The 22,277-nt window shown below is 68.6% G+C and carries 22 protein-coding genes; 14 read left to right on the forward strand and 8 right to left on the reverse strand.

What is annotated here, in order from left to right:
* Nucleotides 1-132: 132 nt before the first annotated feature.
* The 3 genes from HWX03_RS15440 to HWX03_RS15450 all read right to left on the reverse strand — a co-directional run bounded on the left by HWX03_RS15440 (nt 133) and on the right by HWX03_RS15450 (nt 2,873).
* A complete protein-coding gene (locus HWX03_RS15440; RefSeq protein WP_006477667.1) occupies nt 133-390 on the reverse strand; it encodes a DUF3567 domain-containing protein in 258 nt (85 codons plus the stop codon).
* Nucleotides 391-644: 254 nt separating this feature from the next.
* Complete coding sequence (locus tag HWX03_RS15445) at nt 645-1,892, reverse strand: DUF3108 domain-containing protein (protein WP_175871783.1); 1,248 nt, start codon at nt 1,890-1,892, stop codon at nt 645-647.
* A 114-nt stretch (nt 1,893-2,006) separates the two neighbouring features.
* Nucleotides 2,007-2,873: an IclR family transcriptional regulator gene (locus HWX03_RS15450; protein WP_027812547.1), complete on the reverse strand. Its 867-nt coding sequence runs from the start codon at nt 2,871-2,873 to the stop codon at nt 2,007-2,009.
* 129 nt (nt 2,874-3,002) lie between these two features.
* On the opposite strand from HWX03_RS15450, the gene HWX03_RS15455 reads away from it, so the two are divergent.
* The 6 genes from HWX03_RS15455 (at nt 3,003) to rfaE2 (ending at nt 9,024) form a co-directional block, all read left to right on the forward strand.
* Nucleotides 3,003-3,995: a fumarylacetoacetate hydrolase family protein gene (locus tag HWX03_RS15455; RefSeq protein WP_174389880.1), complete on the forward strand. Its 993-nt coding sequence runs from the start codon at nt 3,003-3,005 to the stop codon at nt 3,993-3,995.
* Between the two features lie 135 nt (nt 3,996-4,130).
* The gene (locus HWX03_RS15460; RefSeq protein WP_175871784.1) at nt 4,131-4,958 is read left to right on the forward strand and encodes an enoyl-CoA hydratase/isomerase family protein; all 828 of its coding nucleotides are present in this window, start codon (nt 4,131-4,133) and stop codon (nt 4,956-4,958) included.
* Nucleotides 4,959-5,039: 81 nt separating this feature from the next.
* The gene (locus HWX03_RS15465; RefSeq protein ID WP_175871785.1) at nt 5,040-5,792 is read left to right on the forward strand and encodes a PhaM family polyhydroxyalkanoate granule multifunctional regulatory protein; all 753 of its coding nucleotides are present in this window, start codon (nt 5,040-5,042) and stop codon (nt 5,790-5,792) included.
* Nucleotides 5,793-5,816: 24 nt separating this feature from the next.
* Nucleotides 5,817-7,043 (forward strand): patatin-like phospholipase family protein, encoded by a 1,227-nt coding sequence (locus HWX03_RS15470; RefSeq protein WP_175871786.1) that lies wholly within the window; start codon nt 5,817-5,819, stop codon nt 7,041-7,043.
* Nucleotides 7,044-7,509: 466 nt separating this feature from the next.
* A complete protein-coding gene (locus HWX03_RS15475) occupies nt 7,510-8,388 on the forward strand; it encodes a diiron oxygenase (RefSeq protein WP_011353352.1) in 879 nt (292 codons plus the stop codon).
* Between the two features lie 150 nt (nt 8,389-8,538).
* A complete protein-coding gene (rfaE2, locus tag HWX03_RS15480) occupies nt 8,539-9,024 on the forward strand; it encodes a D-glycero-beta-D-manno-heptose 1-phosphate adenylyltransferase (protein ID WP_012329309.1) in 486 nt (161 codons plus the stop codon).
* 16 nt (nt 9,025-9,040) lie between these two features.
* On the opposite strand, the gene HWX03_RS15485 is transcribed toward rfaE2, so the two are convergent.
* From HWX03_RS15485 to HWX03_RS15495, 3 genes are all read right to left on the reverse strand, one after another.
* A complete protein-coding gene (locus HWX03_RS15485) occupies nt 9,041-9,283 on the reverse strand; it encodes a hypothetical protein (protein WP_059575981.1) in 243 nt (80 codons plus the stop codon).
* A gap of 207 nt (nt 9,284-9,490) precedes the next feature.
* Nucleotides 9,491-10,291, reverse strand: coding sequence for a type III pantothenate kinase (locus tag HWX03_RS15490; protein WP_175871787.1), 801 nt, complete (start codon nt 10,289-10,291; stop codon nt 9,491-9,493).
* On the reverse strand, nt 10,288-11,208 hold the full coding sequence (locus HWX03_RS15495) for a biotin--[acetyl-CoA-carboxylase] ligase (protein WP_175871788.1): 921 nt from the start codon (nt 11,206-11,208) through the stop codon (nt 10,288-10,290). The genes HWX03_RS15490 and HWX03_RS15495 overlap by 4 nt, the downstream gene beginning before the upstream one ends.
* 490 nt (nt 11,209-11,698) lie before the next feature.
* Between HWX03_RS15495 and HWX03_RS15500 the strand changes: the two genes are divergently transcribed.
* From HWX03_RS15500 to HWX03_RS15510, 3 genes are all read left to right on the forward strand, one after another.
* Complete coding sequence (locus tag HWX03_RS15500; RefSeq protein WP_175871789.1) at nt 11,699-12,253, forward strand: hypothetical protein; 555 nt, start codon at nt 11,699-11,701, stop codon at nt 12,251-12,253.
* Nucleotides 12,240-12,914 carry a M35 family metallo-endopeptidase gene (locus HWX03_RS15505; RefSeq protein WP_175871790.1) on the forward strand — a complete coding sequence of 225 codons (675 nt, stop codon included), beginning with the start codon at nt 12,240-12,242 and terminating at the stop codon, nt 12,912-12,914. The genes HWX03_RS15500 and HWX03_RS15505 overlap by 14 nt, the downstream gene beginning before the upstream one ends.
* A gap of 82 nt (nt 12,915-12,996) precedes the next feature.
* Entirely contained in the window at nt 12,997-13,338 is a 342-nt protein-coding gene (locus HWX03_RS15510; RefSeq protein ID WP_175871791.1) for an OmpA family protein, read from the forward strand.
* Nucleotides 13,339-14,088: 750 nt separating this feature from the next.
* Here HWX03_RS15510 and HWX03_RS15515 read toward each other — a convergent pair.
* Together HWX03_RS15515 and HWX03_RS15520 are read right to left on the reverse strand one after the other, a co-directional pair.
* A complete protein-coding gene (locus HWX03_RS15515; protein ID WP_175871792.1) occupies nt 14,089-14,934 on the reverse strand; it encodes a tetratricopeptide repeat protein in 846 nt (281 codons plus the stop codon).
* Nucleotides 14,935-14,942: 8 nt separating this feature from the next.
* Nucleotides 14,943-17,012, reverse strand: coding sequence for a bifunctional 2',3'-cyclic-nucleotide 2'-phosphodiesterase/3'-nucleotidase (locus HWX03_RS15520; protein WP_175871793.1), 2,070 nt, complete (start codon nt 17,010-17,012; stop codon nt 14,943-14,945).
* A gap of 332 nt (nt 17,013-17,344) precedes the next feature.
* On the opposite strand from HWX03_RS15520, the gene HWX03_RS15525 reads away from it, so the two are divergent.
* From HWX03_RS15525 to HWX03_RS15545, 5 genes are all read left to right on the forward strand, one after another.
* Complete coding sequence (locus tag HWX03_RS15525) at nt 17,345-18,469, forward strand: ABC transporter permease (protein WP_175822594.1); 1,125 nt, start codon at nt 17,345-17,347, stop codon at nt 18,467-18,469.
* Nucleotides 18,466-19,380: an ATP-binding cassette domain-containing protein gene (locus HWX03_RS15530; protein ID WP_174431723.1), complete on the forward strand. Its 915-nt coding sequence runs from the start codon at nt 18,466-18,468 to the stop codon at nt 19,378-19,380. Before HWX03_RS15525 ends, HWX03_RS15530 begins: the two co-directional genes overlap by 4 nt.
* Nucleotides 19,381-19,397: 17 nt before the next feature.
* Entirely contained in the window at nt 19,398-20,333 is a 936-nt protein-coding gene (locus HWX03_RS15535) for an MlaD family protein (protein WP_174389915.1), read from the forward strand.
* Nucleotides 20,334-20,416: 83 nt separating this feature from the next.
* The gene (locus tag HWX03_RS15540) at nt 20,417-21,040 is read left to right on the forward strand and encodes an ABC-type transport auxiliary lipoprotein family protein (protein ID WP_175822591.1); all 624 of its coding nucleotides are present in this window, start codon (nt 20,417-20,419) and stop codon (nt 21,038-21,040) included.
* Between the two features lie 19 nt (nt 21,041-21,059).
* Nucleotides 21,060-22,211, forward strand: coding sequence for a VanZ family protein (locus tag HWX03_RS15545; RefSeq protein WP_175822590.1), 1,152 nt, complete (start codon nt 21,060-21,062; stop codon nt 22,209-22,211).
* Nucleotides 22,212-22,277: the final 66 nt, after the last annotated feature.

Below are 22,277 nucleotides of genomic sequence, written 5' to 3' on the forward strand. Positions count from 1 at the left end.
GCGCCGGCCGGACGGCCCGCCAAATGAAAGCCCCCGCCGGCGAACCGGACGGGGGCATGATCGGAGTGCACGCGGCGCCGCATCGATGCGCGGCGAATGGCCCGGCCGCGTGACGCGCCGGGCCGCGGGTCGTCAGTGCAGCACGACGGGCATCATCATCAGGCTGTCGAATTGTCCGAGGAATTCGTCGACCTCGTCGAGCGACGGTTCATCCTCGATCAGCTGCTTCACGTGTGCGCGGAATCGTTCGGCAAGTTCGCCGTCGATGAAGATTTCGCGCTGCGCGTTCTTGTCGACGATTTCGTATCCGCCGGCATTCATCAGGTGATGGCCGGCCTGCGGCGCAAATTCGACGACGCAGTAGTTGGGGCTGTTGTAGATCATTTGCATGGCGGCACTCCTCTTCGCAGTGGCATCTGGCCTTGTTGTCCCCTAGGTGGGGCAAGCCTTGCCGGTTTCAAGGGGCTTGCGCTGCACACCCCGTTCTCCCGTTTGCGTGGGGTGTATCGGTTAGAAGCCGATGTCTATCAAACGTTTCTCATTGTGAGCCGGTGGACTGAAATAGTTGTTAAAGAGTGTCATCGGCCATTTTTTGTAAATCTGTAATCGGTCGAAATTGCCGATTGGCGCGCATTCACGCGCGTTCATTGTGTGACAGTCGATGACGCAGGTGGTTGCATTGTCGCGGGCGGTGCCGATTGCGCCGGTTCCGCGGGCGGCGCAGGCGATGCATCGGCTGCCGGTGCGGCGGCGGGCGCGTTCGTTGCGCCGCTGGGCGGTGCGGCATCGGCAGGCACGTTCGGTGCGGCGAGGCGGCCGTGCCACAGCAGCTCGATCTGCGCACCGTTCGGCTCGCTCTGCACGAGCCGCGCGGGCAGCCAGCCGAGCGACGGCGCGAGCCACATGTCGATGCGGCGCGTATCGCCGTCGCGGCGCGGCAGGCGCATGAAGTGCCGCGCCGCGATGATGCCGGACTGCGTCTGCACCTGCTCGTCGCCGATCACGGTGATCGGCCAGGTCTCGCCGCTGTTGTTGTCGATCACGAAGAACTGCTGCGTGACGCCCGGCTTGTAGGCGGCGGGATTGCCGCGCACGAGCCCCGACAACTGCATCAGCATGCTGAAGCGGTCCTGCACGCCGTCGGGCAGCGGCGCGTTGTTCGGCGTGCGCGTGAACACGACCTGCCGGATCTCGCGGTTGAAGATCGCGATGTCTTCCGGCCGCTTGCCGCGCTTCTCGACGTAACGGTCGGGCGCGACGCCGAATGCGTCGATGCGGCCTTCGCTGCGATAGGTGAACGGGCCGACGAACGGCACGGGCATCGACACCGACAGGTCGTAGGTGTGCCCGTCGGTGCGCCAGCGGATCGTGCCGATCATGTTCTGCATGCCGTTGTAGAACGTGTCGTACTGCAGGTCGCCGGACGGCGGCGCGGCGAACTTCACGCCGCTCGTCGCGGAGCCCGGGGTCGCGGCGCTGGCGCCGGCGGCCGACGCGGCGTGTGCGCCCGAGGCCCCCGCGGCCCCCGGTGTGCCGCTCGCAGCGGACGCGGCAGCCGCCGGCGGTTCGCCGTGCTCGGCCGTCTGCGTCGACGTGAGGACCGGCTCGCGCGACGGCGCGGGTGTCGGCGGGGCCGCCTTCGGCGCGGCCGGACGTTCGACCGGTTTCGGCTCCGGCGGCGCAGGCTGGCGCTCGATCGGCTGCGGTTTCAGCAATTCGATCTGCACCGGGATGTCAGCGGGCGGCGGCGGCGTGAACGATTCGCGGTTGCGCATCAGCCAGAACCCGGCGAGCGCATGCAGCACCAGCACGGCGACGAGCGCGACGCCCACGCGCAGCCAGCGGCGGGGCAGGGCGTGACTCGGGCGAAGGTCGGCAGGCTGCATGGGCATCGGAGCAGGGTCGGGGCGCGTGCGTGACGTCGGGCGCGCGGCGCGCGCCACAGGAATCGGACCGTCGGATGCGCCGCGCGTTCGCGATGCGTGACGTGGTGTGAACCGGATGCGTCAGGCGTCGCGTGCGTCGGGACTATAGCCGAGTTCGTAAGACAGTTTCTGTGCGCATGCGCGCAGCGCGGTGTCGATCTCGCCGCCCCACGCGATGTCGAACGAGCCTTCCTGGCCGAGCGCGACGATCGCGAGCGCGAGTTCGCCGACCGCGTCGAACACCGGCATGCAGAACGCGTGGATCGTCGGCAGCAGCATCCCTTCGACGCGCGCGGCCTGGTGCTCGCGCACGTCGGCGAGCACCGCATCGACTTCGTCGAGCGTGCGCGGGCCGCCGTGGTGCGGCGAGCGGCGCGTATCGGCGAGTTCGCGCTCGAGCATCGCGGCGGTCTTGCTGCGCGGCAGGTACGCGGCGAACAGCAGGCCCGTCGCGGAGCCGAGCAGCGGCATCACGTCGCCGAGCTTCAGCGACGCCTTCGCCGGATGGCTCGATTCCATCCAGTGCACGATCGTCGGCCCCTGGTTGCCCCATACCGCGATGCCGACCGTCTGGTCGAGGCGGTCGCGGAATTCGGTCAGCGCGATCCGCGCGAGCTTCACGCCGTCGACGCGCGCGAGCCGCGCGAGGCCCATCTGCAGCGCGAAGCCGCCCAGCTCGTAGCGGCCCGAGACGGGATCCTGCGACACGACGCCGAGCCGCGAGAAGCTGACCAGGTAGCGGTGCGCCTTCGCCGGGCTCATGCCCGCGCGCTGCGCGAGATCGCGCAGCATCATCGCGCGCGGCTCGCTCGTCAGCACATCGAGCAGGCGGAAGCCGACCTCGATCGACTGGATGCCGGAACGGACCTTCTCGCCGTGTTCGCCGGAGGCGGCGTCGTCGGTATCGGAGTCGGCGAGATCGTCGTCGGGAAGCGGGCTGGCGGGCATGGGCAACGGGTGCGCGAAAATGCGACAGGAAACGGGGCGAAAACGGCGTGCGCGATCATGGCGCGCCGCAGGGATTCACCATCGTAAAATAGATTCCCTCCATCGTCACTACAACGGCAGATCCTCCCTATGAAACTTGCTTCGCTGAAGGACGGCACGCGCGACGGCCAGCTGATCGTCGTGTCGCGCGACCTGCACACCGCGGCGATTGCCGATGCGATCGCGCCGACGCTGCAGCGCGTCCTCGACGACTGGGCGTTCTACGCACCGCAACTGCGCGACCTGTACGACGCGCTGAACCACGGCCGCGCGCGCAACACGTTCACGTTCGATCCGGCCAACTGCATGGCGCCGCTGCCGCGCGCGTTCCAGTGGGCCGACGGCTCCGCGTACGTGAACCACGTCGAGCTCGTGCGCCGCGCGCGCGGCGCGGAGATGCCGCCCGAGTTCTGGACCGATCCGCTGATGTATCAGGGCGGCAGCGACGATTTCCTGGGGCCGCGCGACGACGTCGTGTGTCCGTCCGAGGAATGGGGCATCGATTTCGAGGCGGAAGTCGCGGTGATCACCGGCGACGTGCCGATGAGCGCGTCGCCCGACGACGCGCTGAAGGCCGTGCGGCTCGTCACGCTCGTGAACGACGTGTCGCTGCGCAACCTGATTCCGGCCGAACTCGCGAAGGGCTTCGGCTTCTTCCAGAGCAAGCCGGCCACCGCGTTCGCGCCGGTCGCCGTCACGCCGGACGAGCTCGGCGACGAATGGCGCGCAGGCCGCGTGCACCGCCCGATGATCGTCCATTGGAACGGCAAGAAGGTCGGCCAGCCCGATGCGGGCACCGACATGGTGTTCCACTTCGGCCAGCTGATCGCGCACGCGGCGAAGACGCGCAACCTGCGTGCCGGCTCGATCGTCGGCTCCGGTACGGTATCGAACAAGGACGCGAAGCGCGGCTACTGCTGCATCGCCGAGAAGCGCTGCCTCGAGACGATCGAGCACGGCGCGCCGCAGACCGAATTCATGCGCTATGGCGACACCGTGCGCATCGAGATGTTCGATGCGGCCGGCAAGTCGATCTTCGGTGCGATCGAGCAGTCGGTCGCGCCGCCCGACGGCGCGGCATAAGCCTCGCGGCGGACGCAACGCAGCGGCGAAGCCCCGCTTTGGCCCGCGCGCCGGGTTTCGCCTGATGTTTGCCCGCGCGGGCTTGGCTACACTCGATTCAAGCGTTTCAAGCGTTTAAGAACCCGGGAGCTGCGCATGGCCGATCTCGCCGCATATGGCGGTTACGAAGCACTGAAGGTGACGCGCCGCGACCATGGCGTGCTCGACATCGTGATGAGCGGCGAGGGCGCGAACCGCAGCGGCCTCGCGACCGCGAACGCACGCATGCATCGCGAGCTCGCCGACATCTGGCGCGACGTCGATCGCGATCCCGACACGCGCGTCGCGGTGATCCGCGGCGAAGGCAAGGGCTTTTCGGCGGGCGGCGATCTCGCGCTCGTCGAGGCGATGGCGAACGATTTCGACGTGCGCGCCCGCGTGTGGCGCGAGGCGCGCGACCTCGTCTACAACGTGATCAACTGCAGCAAGCCGATCGTGTCGGCGATGCATGGCCCGGCCGTCGGCGCGGGGCTCGTCGCCGGGCTGCTCGCCGACATCTCGATCGCCGCGAAGGATGCGCGCATCATCGACGGCCATACGCGGCTCGGGGTCGCGGCCGGCGACCACGCGGCGATCGTGTGGCCGCTGCTGTGCGGGATGGCGAAGGCGAAGTACTACCTGATGCTGTGCGAGCCCGTGAGCGGCGCGGAGGCCGAGCGGATCGGGCTGGTCTCGCTGGCGGTCGAGCCGGCCGACCTGCTGCCGAAGGCGTACGAAGTGGCCGAGCGACTCGCGCACGGTTCGCAGTCGGCGATCCGCTGGACCAAGTACGCGCTGAACAACTGGCTGCGCACCGCCGGGCCGACCTTCGACACGTCGCTCGCGCTCGAATTCATGGGTTTTTCGGGGCCTGACGTGCAGGAAGGCATTCGCTCGCTGCGCGAACGGCGCCCGCCCGCGTTCCCCGGCGACGCGCCGTTCTGACGTGCGCGCTATGATCGAACCACGCGCGGCTGCGCGACGCACGGCAGCCGCCTCGCTCCCCCAGTCAACCAGGATGCCCGTATGACGACCGATGCCTCCGGCGCCAACCCTTTCGCCGGCTTTGCCGGGTTCCAGCCCGCCGACATGATGGACCGGATGTGGGACATGATGCGGATGTCGCCGTTCGGCGGGATGGCGCCGTTTCCGGGCGCTACGCACGGGCTGCCGCCGTCGCTGTCGAGCATGTCCGACATGATGTCGCCGCTCACGAACGTCGAGGAACTCGACAAGCGGATCACCGATCTGCGCGCGGTCGAGCAGTGGCTGAAGCTCAATCTCGGGATGCTGCAGTCCGCGATCCAGGCGCTCGAGGTGCAGCGCGCGACGCTCGCGACGCTGCGCGCGTTCGGCGCGTTTGCGCAAAGTTCGATGTCGGCGGCCGAGGAGGCGGCCGTTGCCGCCGCGCAGGCCGCCAAAACCGCGGCGGCGGGTGAGCCCGCGCCCGCGGCCGATGCCGCGGCGTCCGCCGCGGATGCGCCGGCGGGCGACCCCGCGCAGCAGCCGTTCGACCCGGCCGGCTGGTGGAACCTGCTGCAGACGCAATTCAACCAGCTCGCGGGCCTCGCGATGGCGCAGCCGGGCATGCAGCCTGCGGCGCCGGACGCCGCGCCGCCGGAAGCCGCTGCCGCGCCGGAACCCGCCGCGAAGCCGGCTGCGGCCGCAACCGCGCCGCGCAAGCCCGCCGCGAAGCGCGCGAAGCCGTCCGGTTCGGCCGCGGCGCGCGCGGCGGCCGCTTCGTCGCCCGACACGCGTCCGCCGAAGCGCTCGACGTGACGCGGCGCAGGTAGCAGGTCGATCATGCGGCTCGCGCTCGTTCTGATGGGAGGCGGCGCGCGCGCCGCATACCAGGTCGGCGTGCTGAAGGCGCTGGCCGAGATCGCGCGCGAGGCCGATCCGCAACGGAACACGCTGCCGTTCGCGGTCGTGTGCGGCTCGTCGGCCGGCGCGATCAACGCGACGTCGATCGCCAGCCACGCGGACGACTTTTCCCATGGCGTGCGGCGCCTGCTCGAATTCTGGGAGCCGCTGCGCGCCGATTACGTGTATCGCACCGACTGGCTCGGCATCGCGGGCGCCGGCGCGCGCTGGCTCGCGACGATGACGTTCGGCTGGGCGGCTCGCCGCTCGCCGCGCGGGCTGCTCGACAACACGCCGCTCGCGCACCTGCTGCAGCGCGAGCTGAGCTTTCACCGGATCGAGCAGATGCTCGAGGCGCGCCAGCTGCACGCGCTCGCGATCACCGCGCTCAGCTATTCGAGCGGCCGGCACCTCACGTTCTACCAGGCCGCCGAGCCGATCCAGGCGTGGCGGCGCGCGCAGCGCACCGCGCGGCTCGTCGACCTGTCGGCGTCGCACCTGCTCGCATCGTCGGCCATTCCGTTCGTGTTTCCGGCCGTGCCGCTCGTGCTCGACGGGCAGATCGAGTACTTCGGTGACGGCTCGATCCGGCAGATCGCGCCGCTGTCGCCGGCGATCCATTTCGGCGCGCACCGGATCGTCGTCGTCGGCGCGGCCGATCCGCGGCCCGAGATTCCGGCCGCGAACGGCGCGGGGCGGCCCCGGGGCTACCCGACGCTTGCGCAGATCGGCCAGCAGGTGCTCGCGAGCGTGTTCCTCGATTCGATCGGCTCGGACATCGAACGGATCGAGCACATCAACCGGATGATCGAGCACCTGCCGCACCAGATCGAGGTCGACAGCGGCTGGCGGCACGTCGACGTGCTCGCGATCGCGCCGTCCGAGCGCATCGAGCTGATTGCCGCGAAGCATCTGAAGCAGATGCCGGCGACGATGCGCGGGCTGCTCGGCGCGATCGGCGGCAGCCAGCCGGCCGGTGCATCATTTGCCAGCTACCTGCTGTTCGAGGAGGCCTTCACGTGCGAGCTGATCGAGCTCGGCTACCGCGACGGCCGGGCGCAGCGCGAGACGCTCGCCGGCTGGATCGCGCACGCGGACGGCAGCAGCGCGCCGGCGGCCGGTACGCCGCCGGAAGACGGCCTCGCGACCGGCGAAATGCGGGTCTGACACGCGCAGGCGCAATGTAAGGTTGCGTTTTCGCGACGGTCGGCCGCGACAGATCGCCGCACCGCGGTGGGCGGCGCGCGACCGGCCAGGCGTCTCGGAACCGTCATGCACGCGTGCTATCATGGCCGCCGCCGTATACACCATATCGAGCAGCCCGCCGATCCGGCATCCGCACGGGACCTTTCGGGGAACCCGCCTGGGGCAGGGGACGGGCGCGCCACCGAGCCGGCCAGCGCCGGCCCCCACTCAGGCACGCGCGCCCGGCTCCGCCCGAACGGAGCGGGGTGGCGGCATGCCCAGCAGCGGCAACGCGGCCGCCTGGCTGCCGGACGAGGAATCGACGTCCGGCGGGCCGGTTTCCCGCGTAAAATTAGAGTCTTGGCTGCAAAAAGCGCGCGTGGCGCGCTTGCGCGGCAACAGTCACGTTTAGAGAAGTCGCATTGCGCAGAACAGGGGTGGGACCATCATGAACACCATGCTTTATCCGGAACTTTACAGGTCGCTCGAAGCTGTCCGCTGGGACATGGAGAAGGACATTCCGTGGGACAAGTTCGACGCTTCGCTGCTCACCGACGAGCAGGCGAAGACGATCAAGATGAACGCGATCACCGAATGGTCGGCGCTGCCCGCGACGGAAATGTTCCTGCGCGACAACCAGCACGACAGCGACTTTTCCGCGTTCATGAGCGTGTGGTTCTTCGAGGAGCAGAAGCATTCGCTCGTGCTGATGGAGTACCTGCGCCGCTTCAAGCCGGAAATGGTGCCGACCGAAGAGGAACTGCACGCGGTGCGCTTCCAGTTCGACCCGGCGCCGCCGCTCGAGACGCTGATGCTGCACTTCTGCGGCGAGATCCGCCTGAACCACTGGTACCGCTGCGCGGCCGACTGGCATACCGAGCCCGTCATCAAGCAGATCTACGAAACGATTTCGCGCGACGAAGCGCGTCATGGCGGCGCGTACCTGCGCTACATGAAGAAAGCGCTGAACAACTGCGGCGACGTCGCACGCGCCGCATTCGCGAAGATCGGCGTGCTGATGGCGTCGGCGCGCCGCACCGAGAAGCCGCTGCACCCGACCAACCTGCACGTGAACCAGGCGCTGTTCCCGCGCGACACCGTGCAGTCGCGCCTGCCCGATCCGGAGTGGCTCGAGCGCTGGCTCGACGAGCAGATCCGTTTCGACGGCGAGTGGGAGAAGAAGGTCGTCGAGCGGATCCTGCACAACCTGTCGATCCTGTTCGAGCGCACGTTCGCGACCGCGCAGGAACTGAACCGCTACCGCAAGGAAGTCACCGGCCGCCTGCAGGCCGAAAGCGGCCCGTCGTCGGCCGCGCAGCCGGCCTGAGGCCGGCAGGTGCCGGCGGCGGCGCGAGTCGTGCCCGGCCCGCGGCACCGTGTCGCGTTCGTTGCATGAAGCCCGCCCGGCCGGTCCGGCGGGCTTTTTATCGGGTGCCGCCGTCGCGTGCGCCGTCGTTCATTCCGTCCGATCTCCATCATGTCCGCCACCTTCGAACGCAAGCTGATCACTCGTGATGCCCTCGTCGCGCTGCGTGCGTCGCTGCCGTCGCCCGTCGTGTTCACCAACGGCGTGTTCGACATCCTGCATCGCGGTCACGTCACGTATCTCGCCGATGCGAAAGCGCTCGGCGCCTGCCTGATCGTCGGCGTGAACAGCGATGCGTCGGTGCGCATGCTCGGCAAGGGTGACGACCGGCCGATCAACCGCGAAGAGGATCGCGCGGCACTGCTGGCGGCGCTGGAAAGCGTCGACTGGGTCGTGACGTTCGGGGAAAAGACGCCCGTGTCGCTGATCGAGGCCGTCCGTCCGGACATCCTCGTGAAGGGCGGCGATTACGACATGGACGCGCTGCCGGAATCCGCGCTCGTGCGCGGCTGGGGCGGCCGGGCGCTGGCGATTCCGTTCGAGCACGACCGCTCGACCACTGCGTTGCTGAAGAAGGTGCGCGCGCAACAGTCCTGAGCGCGACGCGGCGCCGTCACGGGGCGGACGCCGCGAGCGGTGCGGTCGTGACGGCCGGCGCCGCGATCGGGCCGCCGACGACGGGCTGGTCGGTCGCCCGCATGAGCGGTGTCACGCGCAGCGCGTCGGGCCGTACCTGCCGCGACAGCACGCCGGGTTCGCGCGGGCCGGCCGCCGGCAGCGGCCCGAACACGCCGCGCGCCACCACGAACGCGAGCATGTTGGCGAGAAAGAGAACAGCGATCAGCCAGCGCAGCATCGTCGAAACTCCTTGTCGTCATCGACGTGATTCACGTCATTCAGTCGAGCCGGCCGCATGGCCGGCTTTTTTCATGGCTTCCGTCGACCGTTCGTGCGGGCCGCCGGCGCGGCACCGCGCGTATTGCATCGTCGGCGTGATGCGGGCCCGCTTGGGCCCGCTCCGGCCGGCATCGCCACGCGCCGGCGCGATGCCGGCGCCTTTGCGTCAATCCGGCGCCGTTGCCGGGCCGGCCGGGTCCGCTGCGATCAGCGCGAGCCCGGACAGGATCAGCGCGTCGTGCCGCGTATGCGCGACCGTCAGCGCACGCGCGACGTCGTCCGCCGCGCCGCCGGCCAGCACGAGCCGCACGGGCGCCTGCCACGCCTCGACGAGATCGCGCCACGCGCGTTCGATCAGGCCAGCCTGTGCGTACAGGCAGCCGGCCGACAGCGAGCGCGGCGTATCGATCTGGAACGGTTCGGCCTGCGCGCCCGCGAGCAGGCCGCTGGCGATATCGGTGGTCAGCGTCGGCAACTGCGCGGTGTGCGTGCCGAGTGCGCGCATCATCAGCGCCCAGCCCGGCGCGATCAGCCCGCCCGTGAAGCGGCCGTCCGCGCGCAGTGCCTCGAGCGTCGTCGCGGTGCCGAACGTCGCGATCAGCAGATGCTCGCCCGGAAACGCCGCGTGCGCGCCGATCAGGCCGGCCCAGCGGTCGCTGCCGAGCTGTTCGGGCGTCGTATAGCCGTTCGTCACACCGCATTGCGCGGGCCGCGAGCGGATCGTCGTGCGCGGCAGGCCCGGCCAGCGCGCGTCGAGCAGCGCGTCGATCCGCGCGGCCACGTCGGCGCCCGCGACGTTCGAGATCCACGCACCGCGCGGACGCGGCAGGCGCGACCAGTCGGGATCGGCGCCGCCGTCGCGCGTGTGGCCGAACGCGCCCGTGTCGACGAGCGTGCGCCGCGCGTCGGCGAGTGCCCACTTGATCCGGCTGTTGCCGGCGTCGATCAGCAGGTGCGGTTCGCTCATTGCGCTTCGCGCAGCGACACGTCGCCGGCCGCGATCGTCTGCACGCCGTTCGGCGTGTCGAGCAGCAACTGGCCGGTCGCATCGATGCCCGTCGCGATGCCGCGCACGCGTTCGACGCCCTGTTCGAGCAGCACGACTTCGCGGCCCGCGTACGCGTGCAGCGCGCGCCAGCGCGGCAGGAACGGCGCGAGGCCCTCGGCGCCGAATTGCGCGAGTGCGGGCGTGAGCGCGTTCAGCGACGCGGCGAGCGTATCGGTGAGGTTCGCCGACGCGCACGCGATCGACAGCGCGGCGGGCGGCAGCCCGCTCGCGAGCGTCGCTTCGCGCGCGCGCAGCGCGTCGACCTGCGCGGCGACGGCTTCCGCGCCGCGCACGTTGATGCCGAAGCCGATCACGACGGCGGTGGCGTCGGCGGTGGTCCAGACGGTTTCGATCAGGATCCCGGCGAGCTTGCCGACGATGCGCGGCGTGCCGTCGTCGTCGGTCGTCAGCAGCAGGTCGTTCGGCCATTTGAGCGCGACGCGCATGCGGGCGTCGAGCGGCAGCGTGGCCAGCCCTTCGGCGAGCGCGACGCCGATCGCGATGCTGAGGCCGCCGAGCGCATCGATGGCGCGCGGCACGATGCAGCCGACCGAGCACAGCAGCGCATTGCCGGGCTGCGCGAACCAGGGGCGGCCCTGCCGGCCGCGGCCGGCCGTCTGCTCGAACGCGACGCGCACGAGCGGCGCGGGCAACGCGTTCGCGCTGCGCGGCAGCGCCTTGAGCCGCGTTGCGACGTCGGCGTTGGTCGAGCCGGTGGCGGCGACGATGTCGAGCGGCCACGCGCGCGGCGCGGCGTCCAGGTGCGCCTCGAGCCGGTTGCGCGCGATGTGCGCGTCGCCGGATTCGGGCGTGTCGGAGGAGGTGGGGGCGTTCATGGCGCCTATTGTAGCGACAGGGGGCGTTGGCGCGTCGGCAAGCGGGGCGACGGTCATTTCCTCGGGCGGCAGGGGCCGATTGATGTGCGACGCTTCGCGCGAATGTGCTCGTGGCGAATCGAGAGAAGTTGCATTCAGGTAGTCATGGGCACGCGAGCCGGAAGAAATACCGTTCCGACATTCCGGTTGATCGATTGACGAAACATCGTCGACCGATATCGATTGATCGGGATTTCGAATTCGTACGATGGATTTCCTTGTGCCGATCGCGCATTTTGGTGCGACGAGATTTGCGCTGAGCGCGACGAGAGGGAATCCGGATGAATGGTGGCAAGCAATGGTTACTCGCGTCTTCGTTGGCTGTTGTCGGCCGGTTGATGGCTAGCGGAGGCCGGTATGCCGCTGGCAGGCCGACCGCCGTCGGATGGGCTGCGCCCGATACTTTCGCGGATGAGCGTTGCTCGGGCGCGATGAGCCGAGGTGACGCCGCATGATCCGCTATTTCCTCGCCAAGGGCGATCGGGGCGGCAGCGCGACGATCACCGAGGGACTGGAATGCGTCACGTGTTCCGATCCGCCGCCGCGTGTGCAGATCGCCACGCTCTACATGAAAACCTACTGTACGGCTTGCGAGCAGGTGGGGTTTGTCGCGCCGCAGGGGCCGCGCTTGCCCGGCAGGGGGCCGAATGGTCAGGGATGGGCGTTGAGTGGGGATATCAATGCATGCGGGTGCAGTCCGCCGCCTGTGTTCTATGCCGAGCGGGGCATGCGGATGCTTGTCGGTGACGAGTCGACCGAGCGGAAAGGGCTGGGAGACGACCATTCTCACTCACCCGTCGCTGGGGCGGAATGCGACGAGCAGTATGTATTGAAAAACGAGAAGACGGGGCAGCCCTTGGTAGGTGTGCCGTACCGAATACATACCAGTTCCGGCCATGTATTCAGCGGTATGACTGATCGTGTCGGGCACACACGGCGCGTAGCGACGCGTCATTCGGAGAAACTGCGAATTGAAATAGTCGAGCATAACCATGCCGCACGATGACTACGAATACGTGACCGTGCATGACTCGGCCATGACGAATACGACGCGTGGTTCGAAGGTTGAGCTTTTATTGGCAGTCGACGGGCCGCCCATCTGTAAAAACATGACCGACGCGGAATTTCGGAAGAAAGTCCTGACGTTGCGCGACGAGGCCGTAAAAATAATCACGCAGCGAATTGACGAACTCGATGTCTGGAGAGAGCCTGCGCGGGCAAGAGTCAGAGAGTGGTTCGGGATCGCCGACGAGCCCACTCGCGGTGCGCTGACGAAGGGATTGGTGGCGTTGATCACAGTCATGAATGGATTGAAGGCAAGGAATTTCGTTCGCTCCGATCCCGACCTTGATCGGGCCCTCGGCTGTACGCCAAATACCAAAAATCTAGACGGCGAAGTTGCGCACGTTTGCGGCCCCGATACCGCCACGCACACGATATCGATTTCCCCGAAGTTCTGTGAGCTTCCGGATACGAGTGCAGGTACGTTTTCCTCGATGCAACTGACCATTGTTCACGAGTGCGTGCATTTTCGGGATACATTCGGAGCGGTTGATTACAAGAACACCTATGGACAATTTCTCAGCAGGCGGCTCGCCAAAGAGGCCCCGACAATGGCGATCAGGAATGCGGACAATATTGCGTGGTATATCTTGTGCATCGATTAGCCTTGCGGGGCTTTGTGCTTCAGGCGTCGTGTTTGCATGCAGCTTTTCCTTGCAATACGCAAGTAAGCTCGACCACGGCGTCATGGCCATTTCGAATTCTGACCGGATCGCGCTCGCCAGCTTGTTGGTGACTGTTCGGAACAGTGCGGCCAATAATGGTCCCGTCGTGATCTACGGATATGCAGATGAGCACGAACGTGACGCAATTGCGATCGCCCGTACTCGGGCGCATGCTGTCCGAGCATATCTGCTTGATCTCGGCGTATCAAAAGACCGAATTCATGTGGAGCCTAAAATCTGGCGAAGCAACTCCGCTGTCTCCTCGACTGAACGTAATCAGCTAGAGATAGAGTTCATCCCTGCGTGTTTGCCGGATGGTTGCGAGAATCCATGCGGTGCGGTCTTGCCGGAGCAGGTGCAATGATGCCGCCGCACGCGTGATGTTCGACGGCTACGGAGCGCGTGCTGGCGAGTCGGAATTGAATGCGAGCGGTGGGCACATTGATCTCTGGAATGGCTCTCGAATGACGATGAATGGCTTCTGGGGCGCCGCGTCGACGATAGGGCGATATATCGGGATGGTGTCGTTTCGGCAAGGTGCGAATGTCCTCCCAAGTCTCAGCTATTCCGATCTCGGAAGATCGAATTCAGTCTTGTTTTGGGAGATCAAGTGAAGCGGTTTGCGATTGCGCTCTCGGGGGCGCTTGGCGGTTTGCTGTTAACTTGGTTTTACCTCTTCGTATACAGCCATATCAGTTGGCCGAAACTTGCAGGCACACCGGCTCGCGGTTGTTACGAGATCGACAAGTGCCCGACCTCATGGTGGCAGGGAGTATTGTTTTTTGCGTACTTGCTGGGGCCTGCCTTGTTTTTCTGCATCGTCAATGTACTGGCTTATAGGCGCTGGTCATGCAAGAGGTGGAGTGCCGTGCTCGGCACTGGAACCCTACTCGCGGGCCTGTTCTACCTTGAGCCCTATGTTTCCCGTCTGCTTAAGTGGCGTATGTGATGAACGGACGATCTTTCACCGGTCGAATGATCGGCGTGCCACGGGCGCTGCGCGGCCGATTCCGGTTGCGGTGACCGATACCAATACGCGGTGCGCGGATGACGCACGCGGAGCCGCCATCCGTTCGGCCAGGTCACGCTCGCGCGTCCCCCGGCCGAACGGCCGTCACGGCGCGACGACCGGGTGCTTCAGCGCATGCGCGGTCTCGATCCACTGCGCGTGGAATTCGTCCGCGTCGGGCCGAAGCCCGAGTTCGCCGTTGCGATAGGCCATCGCGAGCGTCTGCACGGCTTCCGGCAGCTCGTGCTCGGCGGCCCGGCGATACAGCGCGAGCGCGCGCGCGTCGTCGCGCGGCACGCCGCTGCCGTCGCGATACGCGTTCGCGAGCATGAAGTCGGCGGCCGGGATGTCCGCGCGCGACGCGATGTCGAACCAGTGCGCCGCCTGCACCGGGTCGGCGGCGATGCCGTAGCCGCTGCGGTAGATCAGCCCGAGGTAATACGCGGCGGCCGGGTCGCCCTGTTCGGCCGCGGCGCCGAGCAGCGCACGAGCGCGTGCATAGTCTTTCGAGAGATCGCCGCTGCCGAGCAGCAATGCCTTGCCGAGCGCGAGCTGCGCGCGCCGCGCAGCCGGCGCGTCGGCCTTGCCGTCCGCCGCCGCGGCCGTTTCCAGCCAGCCGCGCCCCTCGTCGCGCAGCCCCGGTTCATGCGCATCGACGAGCGCGATGCCGAGCGCCGCCTGCGCGGCGCCCGAGCCGCGGCGCGCGAGCGTGCGCAGCTGGGCCAGCGCATGCGGCTCGGTCGCCTGCGTGACCATCGCCTGCCATTCGTCGAGCTGCGCGGCGCTCGGCGCGGGGCCGGCGCCGCGCAGGCCGGTCGCCGCGACGACGGCCGCGACGGTCACGGCCGCCGTCGCGAGCAGCACGGCCGGCGGGAGTTTCACGCGCAGCACGCGCCGCGCGGCAGCGGCGAAGCCGGTTTCGGCGGGCCGCATCGTCCGGATTGGTTGCATCGCGTGTCTCATTGTGTGAGGTCGATCTCGTAGGTCGCGAGGTTCTTGCCCGAGCCGTCGTCGGCCGCAACCTGCGTGATGCCGGTCAGGCCGGCCGCCGCCGCGTCGCCGAGGCGGTTCGGCGCGGACGTGAACTGCACGTGCGCGACCGAGCTCGCGAGCTTCGTGAAGCGCCAGCTGCGCTGCGCGCCGTCGGCCGCGCGCGTGATCGCGCCGCGCTTCTTGATGAACGCGATCAGCACGTCGCGGTTCGCATCGGGCGACGCGAAGATCGTCTTGCTGCCGTCGAGGCCCGGGAAGTTGCCGCCGCCGCTCGCACGGTAATTGTTGGTCGCGACGATGAACTGCGCATTCGGGTCGATCGGCGCGCCCTTGTACGTCAGGTTCCTGATCCGGCTGCCGACCGGCTGCGTGACGTCGATTTCATACGCGAGATCGGCGGACGTGAACATGTCGAAGTTGTAGCCGGGGAAGGTGCTGACGAGCGGCTGCACGGTCGCCTTGGCCGGGTCGATCGTATTGAAGCGCTTGGCGGCCGTCTCGAGCCAGTTCTTCACGTCGGCGCCGCTCACCTTCACCGCGTACACGGTGTTCGGATACAGGTACAGGTCGGCCGCGTTGTTGATCGCGAGCGCACCCGGCGCGACGTCGGTGTAGTCGGTGCCGCCGCCGAAGCCGCTCTTGAACGGCGCGCTGACCGACAGCACCGGAAGCGACGCATATTGCGGCAGGTTCGCCTGCACGTAGGTCTTCACGTAGTCGGCCTGCGCCTCGTTGACGATCTGGATCGCGCCCGGATCGCCGACGTCCGCGAAGTACGAGTTCATCCGGTAGTCGGTCGAGCCGATCGGCGTCTTCACGTAGTCGATCGTCGCCTGGTGCTCGGCCGCGATCGCGGCGGAGACCGACGGGTCGGCGGCGACGTAGCTCTTGTCGGCGTTCTGGATCGGCCGCGCCTCGACGGTCGTCTGCGACTTGTCGACGGCCCACGTCTTGCCGTCGAACTTCAGGCCGAGCTTGATCACGCCGAGGTGCTTGCCCCAGTAGTTGGCCATCACGGTCGGTACGCCGTTGACGGTGCCCTTGACCTTGTCGACGCCCGGCAGGTTGAACTGCGACACGGTGCTGTTCGCGTCCGGGAACACCTGGTGTGAGTGGCCGATCAGCATCGCGTCGATGCCGGCTACCTTCGACAGCCACCAGCTGCCGTTTTCCATCGTCGGCGAGTACGCGGCATTGTCGAGGCCGCCGTGCGAGATCGCGACGACGAGATCGGCGCCCTTCGCGCGCATCTCCGGAATGTACTTCTCGGCCGCTTCCTTCAGCCCGGTCGTGTAGACCTTGCCGTCGAGCCAGCGCTTGTCCCAGTTCATGATCGCGGGCGGCGTGAAGCCGATGATGCCGATCTTCACGGGCGCGCTGACCGTCTTGCCGTCCGGCGTCGTGGCCGTCACCGTGCGCGTCAGGATCGTGTACGGCGTGAACAGCGGCGCATTGGTCTTCGCGCTGATCACGTTCGCGAGCACCTGCGGGAAGTTCGGGCCCGCGCACTTCTTCTGCTGGGCCGGCGCCGGCAGGCCGTCGACCTCGAACGTGTTGCCGGTCACCTGCGACAGGTACGGCAGCCCGTAGTTGAACTCGTGGTTGCCGATCCCGCCGCCGTCGAATTTCGCGGCGTTCATCACCTTGTAGATCGCGAGCGTCTGGTCGCAGCCGACCGGCTTCACGAGCGCCTGGTAGTCCGACAGCGCGGTGCCCTGGATCGTGTCGCCGTTGTCGAGCAGCAGCGTGTTCGGGTACTGCTTGCGCGCCTGCGTAATCAGCGTCGACACGCGCTCGAAGCCGAGCGAATTGTCGGCGGCGAGCTTGAAATAGTCGTACGACAGCACGTTGGTGTGCAGGTCGGTCGTCTCGAGCAGCGCGAGCGTGGCCGTCGTGCCGACGGGCGCCTGGGCCTCGGGCTGCGACGGCGGCGTGGCGGTGACGTCGTCGCCGCCGCAGCCGGCGAGGACGAAGGCGAGGCTGGCGAGCGCGGCGGCGGCCGGCACGTGGCGGCGGGAAAGCGGGGGGAGACGCATCGGTTGTCCTGTTCGGTGTTCTGTTTTATGAAACGCGAGGTACGCACGAATGGCGGCGCGGCGCGCCGACGGCCTGATGTGCGGCGCGTGAGAGTATCGAAAGGAAACGTGACGGGACAATGAAAGGTCGCGATGCCGGCAGCGGGCCGTGGCCGGCGGCGGCTTGGGCTGGTCCCGGCTGGCGCCCCGGCCCGGCGCTCTCGGCCGGCGCCGCGAGCCCGGCGCTCCCGGCTGCGCGCCGCGAGCCCGACGCTCCGCCGGAAATCCTCACGTCGCGGCATCGGGCGGTTCGCTACAATGGCCGCTGTCATCCTTTTGCAAACAACCTGCCCTTGGACTTCGAGACTCCTCCCGGCCTGTCGGTCGACGCCGGCGGCCAGGGCCAGACGGTGCGCCTGACCGGCCAGTGGACCGCGCTCGCGCTCGCGCGCAACCGAGGCGCCGTGGCGCGCCGCGTCGCGAGCATCGCCGCCGGGCGCGTGAGCGAATGGGATCTGTCCGGCATCGAGCGGCTCGACCACGTCGGCGGCCAGGCGCTGTGGCGCGTGTGGGGCCGCAAGCTGCCGCCCGGCGTCGCGCTGAGCGCCACGCAGCGCACGATCTTCGAGCGCATCGAACGGCTCGACAGCCAGCGCGAGGCGCCCGAGCGCATCGTGCGGTTCGGTCCCGTCACGCGCCTCGGCCTGGCGATCTTCGCGTTCGGCGAACACCTGCAGGGCGGCATCGCGATGTTCGGCCTCGTGATCCTCGATGCGCTGTCGGTGCTGCGCCGTCCAAAGACGATGCCATGGAAGGAAACCTCGGCGAACATCTACAGCGCCGGCGCGCAGGCGCTGCCGATCACCGCGCTGGTCGCGTTCCTGATCGGCATCGTGCTCAGCTACCTGTCCGCGCAGCAGTTGCAGACGTTCGGCGCGAACCGCTACATCGTGAACATCCTCGGGCTGTCGGTGATCCGCGAGCTCGGGCCCGTGCTGTCGGCGATTCTCGTCGCGGGCCGCTCGGGCTCGGCGATCACCGCGCAGATCGGCGTGATGCGGGTGACCGAGGAGCTCGACGCGATGCGCGTGATGGGCATCCCGCACGGGCTGCGGCTGGTCTTGCCGCGCGTGCTCGCGCTTGGCGTCGCGATGCCGCTGCTCGTGATGTGGACCAACATCATCGCGTTGACGGGCGGCGCGCTCGCTGCGAAGCTGGTGCTCGGGATCGACGTCAACTATTTCGTGCGCTCGCTGCCGGGCGTCGTGCCGATCGCGAACCTGTACATCGGCGTCGGCAAGGGCGTCGTGTTCGGCATGCTGATTGCGCTGGTCGCGTGCCATTTCGGCTTCCGGATCAAGGCGAACTCGCAGAGCCTCGGCGAAGGCACGACCACGTCGGTGGTGTCGTCGATCACGGTCGTGATCCTCGCCGACGCGGTGTTCGCGATCCTGTTCCAGAACGTGGGGCTCGGATGAACGCATCGAACGAAACGACCACGCATGCCGCGGCCATCGGCGCCGGGACGGTCGACCCCCGGCCGGACGCCGCCGCCGATGCCGGCGACCTCGTGATCGAGGTGCACAACCTGACCAAGCGCTACGGGCGCAACATCATCCACCAGAAGCTCGATTTCGACGTGCGGCGCGGCGAGATCGTGTCGGTCGTCGGCGGCTCCGGCTCGGGCAAGACGACGCTCGTGCGGCAGATCCTCGGCCTCGAGCGGCCGACGTCGGGCACGATCAAGGTGTTCGGCGAGGACACGTCGAAGATCGACGACGCGAGCGCGCGGATGATGCGCACGCGCTCGGGGATGCTGTTCCAGCAGGGGGCGCTGTTCTCGTCGATGACGGTGTTCGACAACGTCGCGCAGCCGCTGCGCGAGCTCGGCCGCGTGCCGCCCGACCTGCTGCACGACATCGTGATGCTGAAGCTCGAGATGGTCGGGCTGCCGTGCAAGCACGCGTCGAAGATGCCGGCCGCGCTGTCGGGCGGGATGGTGAAGCGGGTCGGCATCGCGCGCGCGATCGCGCTGGAGCCCGAGCTGCTGTTCCTCGACGAGCCGACGGCCGGCCTCGATCCGCAGGCGTCCGACGAATTCGTCGAGCTGATCGCGACGCTGCACCGCACGCTCGGACTGACCGTCGTGATGGTGACGCACGACCTCGACACGATGGTCGCGCTGTCGACGCGCGTCGCGGTGCTGGCCGACCGCAAGGTGCTGGTCGCCGCCCCCGTCGAGGAGGTCGCGAACGTCGACCATCCGTTCATCCACGAATATTTCCTGGGGCTGCGCGGGCGCCGCGCATTGCAGGCGCTGCCGCCCGAGCGGCGCGCGAAGCTGCCGAAGGCGGCCCTCGAACCGGCGCTGTCGAGCGTCGAGCTGTAGAAGCAAGGAACCCGCGAATGGAAAACAAATCACATGCGTTCTGGGCCGGCCTGTTCACGATCGCGCTGACGCTCGCGATCGCGGGCACCGTGTTCTGGTTCAACGTCGACCGCACCGTGCGCGTGCCGTACGACCTGCTGGCGCGCACCAACGTGACGGGGCTGTTCCCGGACGCGGCGGTGCGCTTTCGCGGCCTCGACGTCGGCAAGGTGCAGTCGATCGGCTTCGATCGCACGCACCCGGGGCAGATCCGGATCCGGATTCTCGTCGATCACGACGCGCCGATCACGCAGTCGACCTACGGCAGCCTCGGCTTCCAGGGCGTGACGGGTATCGCGTTCGTGCAGCTCGAGGATACGGGGCGCGATCTGGCGCCGCTGCCGTCGTCCGCGAAGTCGATCGCGCAGATCCCGATGCGGCCGAGCCTGTTCGACCAGATCCAGGAGCGCGGCGACGTGCTGCTGCGGCAGTTCGAACTGGCCGCGAAGAGCGCGAACGCGCTGATGTCGCCCGAGATGCGCGAGCAGTTGCGCGCGACCGCCGAGAGCCTGCAGCACGCGGCCGACAGCGCCGCGACGCTGACGAAGCAGCTCGGCCCGGCGGTCACCGCGCTGCCGGAAACGATGCACGAGGTGAACCGCGCGATGGCGTCGGCGAACACGCTGCTGCAGCCGAACGGGCCGCTCGTGTCGAACCTGAACAAGGCCGGCACGGCCGCCGAGCAGGTCGGCGTCGCGCTGAACGGGCTCAACGCGCGCGTGCAGTACGACACGCTGCCGCGCTTCAATGCGCTGGCCGGCAGCGTCGGCGACGCGTCGCGGCAATTGAAGGACGTCGCCGGTGAACTCGGCCGCAACCCGCGCAGTCTGTTGTTCGGGTCGCCCGGCGCGGCGCCGGGGCCCGGCGAAGCGGGCTTCGTCTGGCCGGGTGCGGATGCGGCGGCCGGGAAGTGAAGCGGAAACCCATCGATCGTCCGCCCGGAAGCGGCCGGACCATGACGCGCCTCGAAACCGGAAACCTCATGCAGGAATACGCCATGCCACGAATCCTTGACCGCGCGCTGCGCCCGGCCGCGGCCGCGCTTGCCGTGCTGACGCTCGCGCTGGCGGCCGGCTGCGCCGGCAACAGCGCGGTGCTGTCGAACATCCGCTACGACCTCGGGCCCGCGTCGTCGGTGGCGACCACCGGGTCGGGCCCCGCGCTGAAGGTGCTCGACGTCGCCGCACCCGACGCGCTCGATTCGGACAAGTTCGCCTACCGCCTCGCATACGCCGATGCGCAGCACGTGGCCGTCTATCGCGACAGCCGCTGGACCGCGCCGCCCGCGCAGTTGCTCACGCAGCGGCTGCGCGGCGCGCTGTCGTCGCGCGGCACGGTGCTCGAAGGCACCGACGGCGTGCGCGCGCCGACCCTCAAGGTCGACCTGAGCGAATTCGAACAGGTCTTCGACGGGCAGTCGCAAAGCCACGGCGCGGTGACCGCGCGCGCGACGCTGATGCAGGACGGCAAGGTGCTCGGCCAGCGCACGTTCGTCGCGCGCGCGCCGTCGAGTACGCCCGACGCGGCCGGCGGCGCACGTGCGCTCGCGGCGGCCAGCGACGAACTCGTGTCGCAGATCGCCGCGTGGGTCGGCGTGCAGGCGTACGCGGGCACGCCGTGACGCCCGACGTACAGCCGCGATGAGCGTGCCCGGCACGCATCGCGCGTCACCGCTCGCGCGGCAGGCGTTTGCCGCTTACGCGGCGCTGATCGTCTATGCGTCGTTGTATCCGTTCGAAGGCTGGGTGTCGCTCGGCATCGGTCCGTTTGATTACCTGTTCGCGCCGATGCAGCGCTACGTGACGGCGTTCGACGTGGTCACGAACGTGCTCGGTTATCTGCCGTTCGGCGCGCTCGGCGTGCTCGCGCTGCATCCGCGCTGGCGCGGCGTGGCCGCGACGCTGATCGCGGGCGGGCTCGGCGTGCTGCTGTCGGGGACGATGGAAGCGCTGCAGACCTACCTGCCGACGCGCGTCGCGTCGAATCTCGACCTCGGCGCCAACGCGCTCGGCGCGCTGCTGGGCGCGGCGCTCGCTGCGCCGGCCACCGGCGCGCTGCTCGACCGCGGCGCGCTGCGCCGGCTGCGCTTCGCGTGGCTGGAGGCCGATGGGTCGACGCCGCTGCTGCTCGCCGCGCTGTGGCCGTTCGCGATCGTGTTTCCGTCGCCGTTCCTGTTCGGCATCGGCGACTGGCCGGCCGCGCTGTGGGAGCGCGCCGACGCGTCGATGCAGGACGCGCTGCTCGCGTGGCTGCCGGCCGCGTGGCGCGTCAGCGAATGGCCCGAGCGGGTCGACGGCTGGTTGTCGGATTCCGCGTGGGAAGCCGTGCTTGGCGCGCTGATGCTGTTCGCCGCGCTGGCGATCGCGTCGCTCGCGATGCGCCCGCGCGCGCCGCGCATCCGGCTGCTGATCGCGCTGGTGGTCGCCACGCTCGTGCTGAAGGCGGCCGCGACGTTCATGCAGTCGGCCACCGGCCTCGTCGTCGTGTGGGCGACGCCCGGCGCGCGGCTCGGCATCGAGCTCGGTTTCGCGGCGGCGCTCGTCGCCTTGCGCGTGCCGGCGACGTGGCGCGCGATGCTCGCGGCGCTCGCGCTGCTGGCCGGCGTCGCGCTCGTGAACCTGCTGCCGGTCAACCCGTTCTTCGACTTCACGCTGTCGGGGTGGCGACAGGGCCGCTACGTGCACTTCAACAGCATCGCGCGCTGGCTCGCATGGATCTGGCCCTACGCAGCGCTGATCTGGCTCGGCCAGCGCGTCGAGCACGCGTGGCTGCCGGCTGCGCTGCGCCGCTGACGCGGCAGCCCGGACCGTGCGGCGGCGGCCGTGCCGCGGGCAGCGGCGTGCGTCGGTCGCTATAAT

It is taken from the genome of Burkholderia sp. BCC0397, from assembly GCF_902832865.1.
Taxonomy (GTDB): Bacteria; Pseudomonadota; Gammaproteobacteria; order Burkholderiales; family Burkholderiaceae; genus Burkholderia.

Bases quoted from the DNA above. Each gene is read 5' to 3' on its own strand.
- HWX03_RS15440 (WP_006477667.1), bottom strand. From the start codon at position 390: ATGCAAATGATCTACAACAGCCCCAACTACTGCGTCGTCGAATTTGCG.
- HWX03_RS15445 (WP_175871783.1), bottom strand. From the start codon at position 1,892: ATGCCCATGCAGCCTGCCGACCTTCGCCCGAGTCACGCCCTGCCCCGC.
- HWX03_RS15450 (WP_027812547.1), bottom strand. From the start codon at position 2,873: ATGCCCGCCAGCCCGCTTCCCGACGACGATCTCGCCGACTCCGATACC.
- HWX03_RS15455 (WP_174389880.1), top strand. From the start codon at position 3,003: ATGAAACTTGCTTCGCTGAAGGACGGCACGCGCGACGGCCAGCTGATC.
- HWX03_RS15460 (WP_175871784.1), top strand. From the start codon at position 4,131: ATGGCCGATCTCGCCGCATATGGCGGTTACGAAGCACTGAAGGTGACG.
- HWX03_RS15465 (WP_175871785.1), top strand. From the start codon at position 5,040: ATGACGACCGATGCCTCCGGCGCCAACCCTTTCGCCGGCTTTGCCGGG.
- HWX03_RS15470 (WP_175871786.1), top strand. From the start codon at position 5,817: ATGCGGCTCGCGCTCGTTCTGATGGGAGGCGGCGCGCGCGCCGCATAC.
- HWX03_RS15475 (WP_011353352.1), top strand. From the start codon at position 7,510: ATGAACACCATGCTTTATCCGGAACTTTACAGGTCGCTCGAAGCTGTC.
- rfaE2 (WP_012329309.1), top strand. From the start codon at position 8,539: ATGTCCGCCACCTTCGAACGCAAGCTGATCACTCGTGATGCCCTCGTC.
- HWX03_RS15485 (WP_059575981.1), bottom strand. From the start codon at position 9,283: ATGCTGCGCTGGCTGATCGCTGTTCTCTTTCTCGCCAACATGCTCGCG.
- HWX03_RS15490 (WP_175871787.1), bottom strand. From the start codon at position 10,291: ATGAGCGAACCGCACCTGCTGATCGACGCCGGCAACAGCCGGATCAAG.
- HWX03_RS15495 (WP_175871788.1), bottom strand. From the start codon at position 11,208: ATGAACGCCCCCACCTCCTCCGACACGCCCGAATCCGGCGACGCGCAC.
- HWX03_RS15500 (WP_175871789.1), top strand. From the start codon at position 11,699: ATGATCCGCTATTTCCTCGCCAAGGGCGATCGGGGCGGCAGCGCGACG.
- HWX03_RS15505 (WP_175871790.1), top strand. From the start codon at position 12,240: ATGCCGCACGATGACTACGAATACGTGACCGTGCATGACTCGGCCATG.
- HWX03_RS15510 (WP_175871791.1), top strand. From the start codon at position 12,997: ATGGCCATTTCGAATTCTGACCGGATCGCGCTCGCCAGCTTGTTGGTG.
- HWX03_RS15515 (WP_175871792.1), bottom strand. From the start codon at position 14,934: ATGCAACCAATCCGGACGATGCGGCCCGCCGAAACCGGCTTCGCCGCT.
- HWX03_RS15520 (WP_175871793.1), bottom strand. From the start codon at position 17,012: ATGCGTCTCCCCCCGCTTTCCCGCCGCCACGTGCCGGCCGCCGCCGCG.
- HWX03_RS15530 (WP_174431723.1), top strand. From the start codon at position 18,466: ATGAACGCATCGAACGAAACGACCACGCATGCCGCGGCCATCGGCGCC.
- HWX03_RS15535 (WP_174389915.1), top strand. From the start codon at position 19,398: ATGGAAAACAAATCACATGCGTTCTGGGCCGGCCTGTTCACGATCGCG.
- HWX03_RS15540 (WP_175822591.1), top strand. From the start codon at position 20,417: ATGCCACGAATCCTTGACCGCGCGCTGCGCCCGGCCGCGGCCGCGCTT.
- HWX03_RS15545 (WP_175822590.1), top strand. From the start codon at position 21,060: ATGAGCGTGCCCGGCACGCATCGCGCGTCACCGCTCGCGCGGCAGGCG.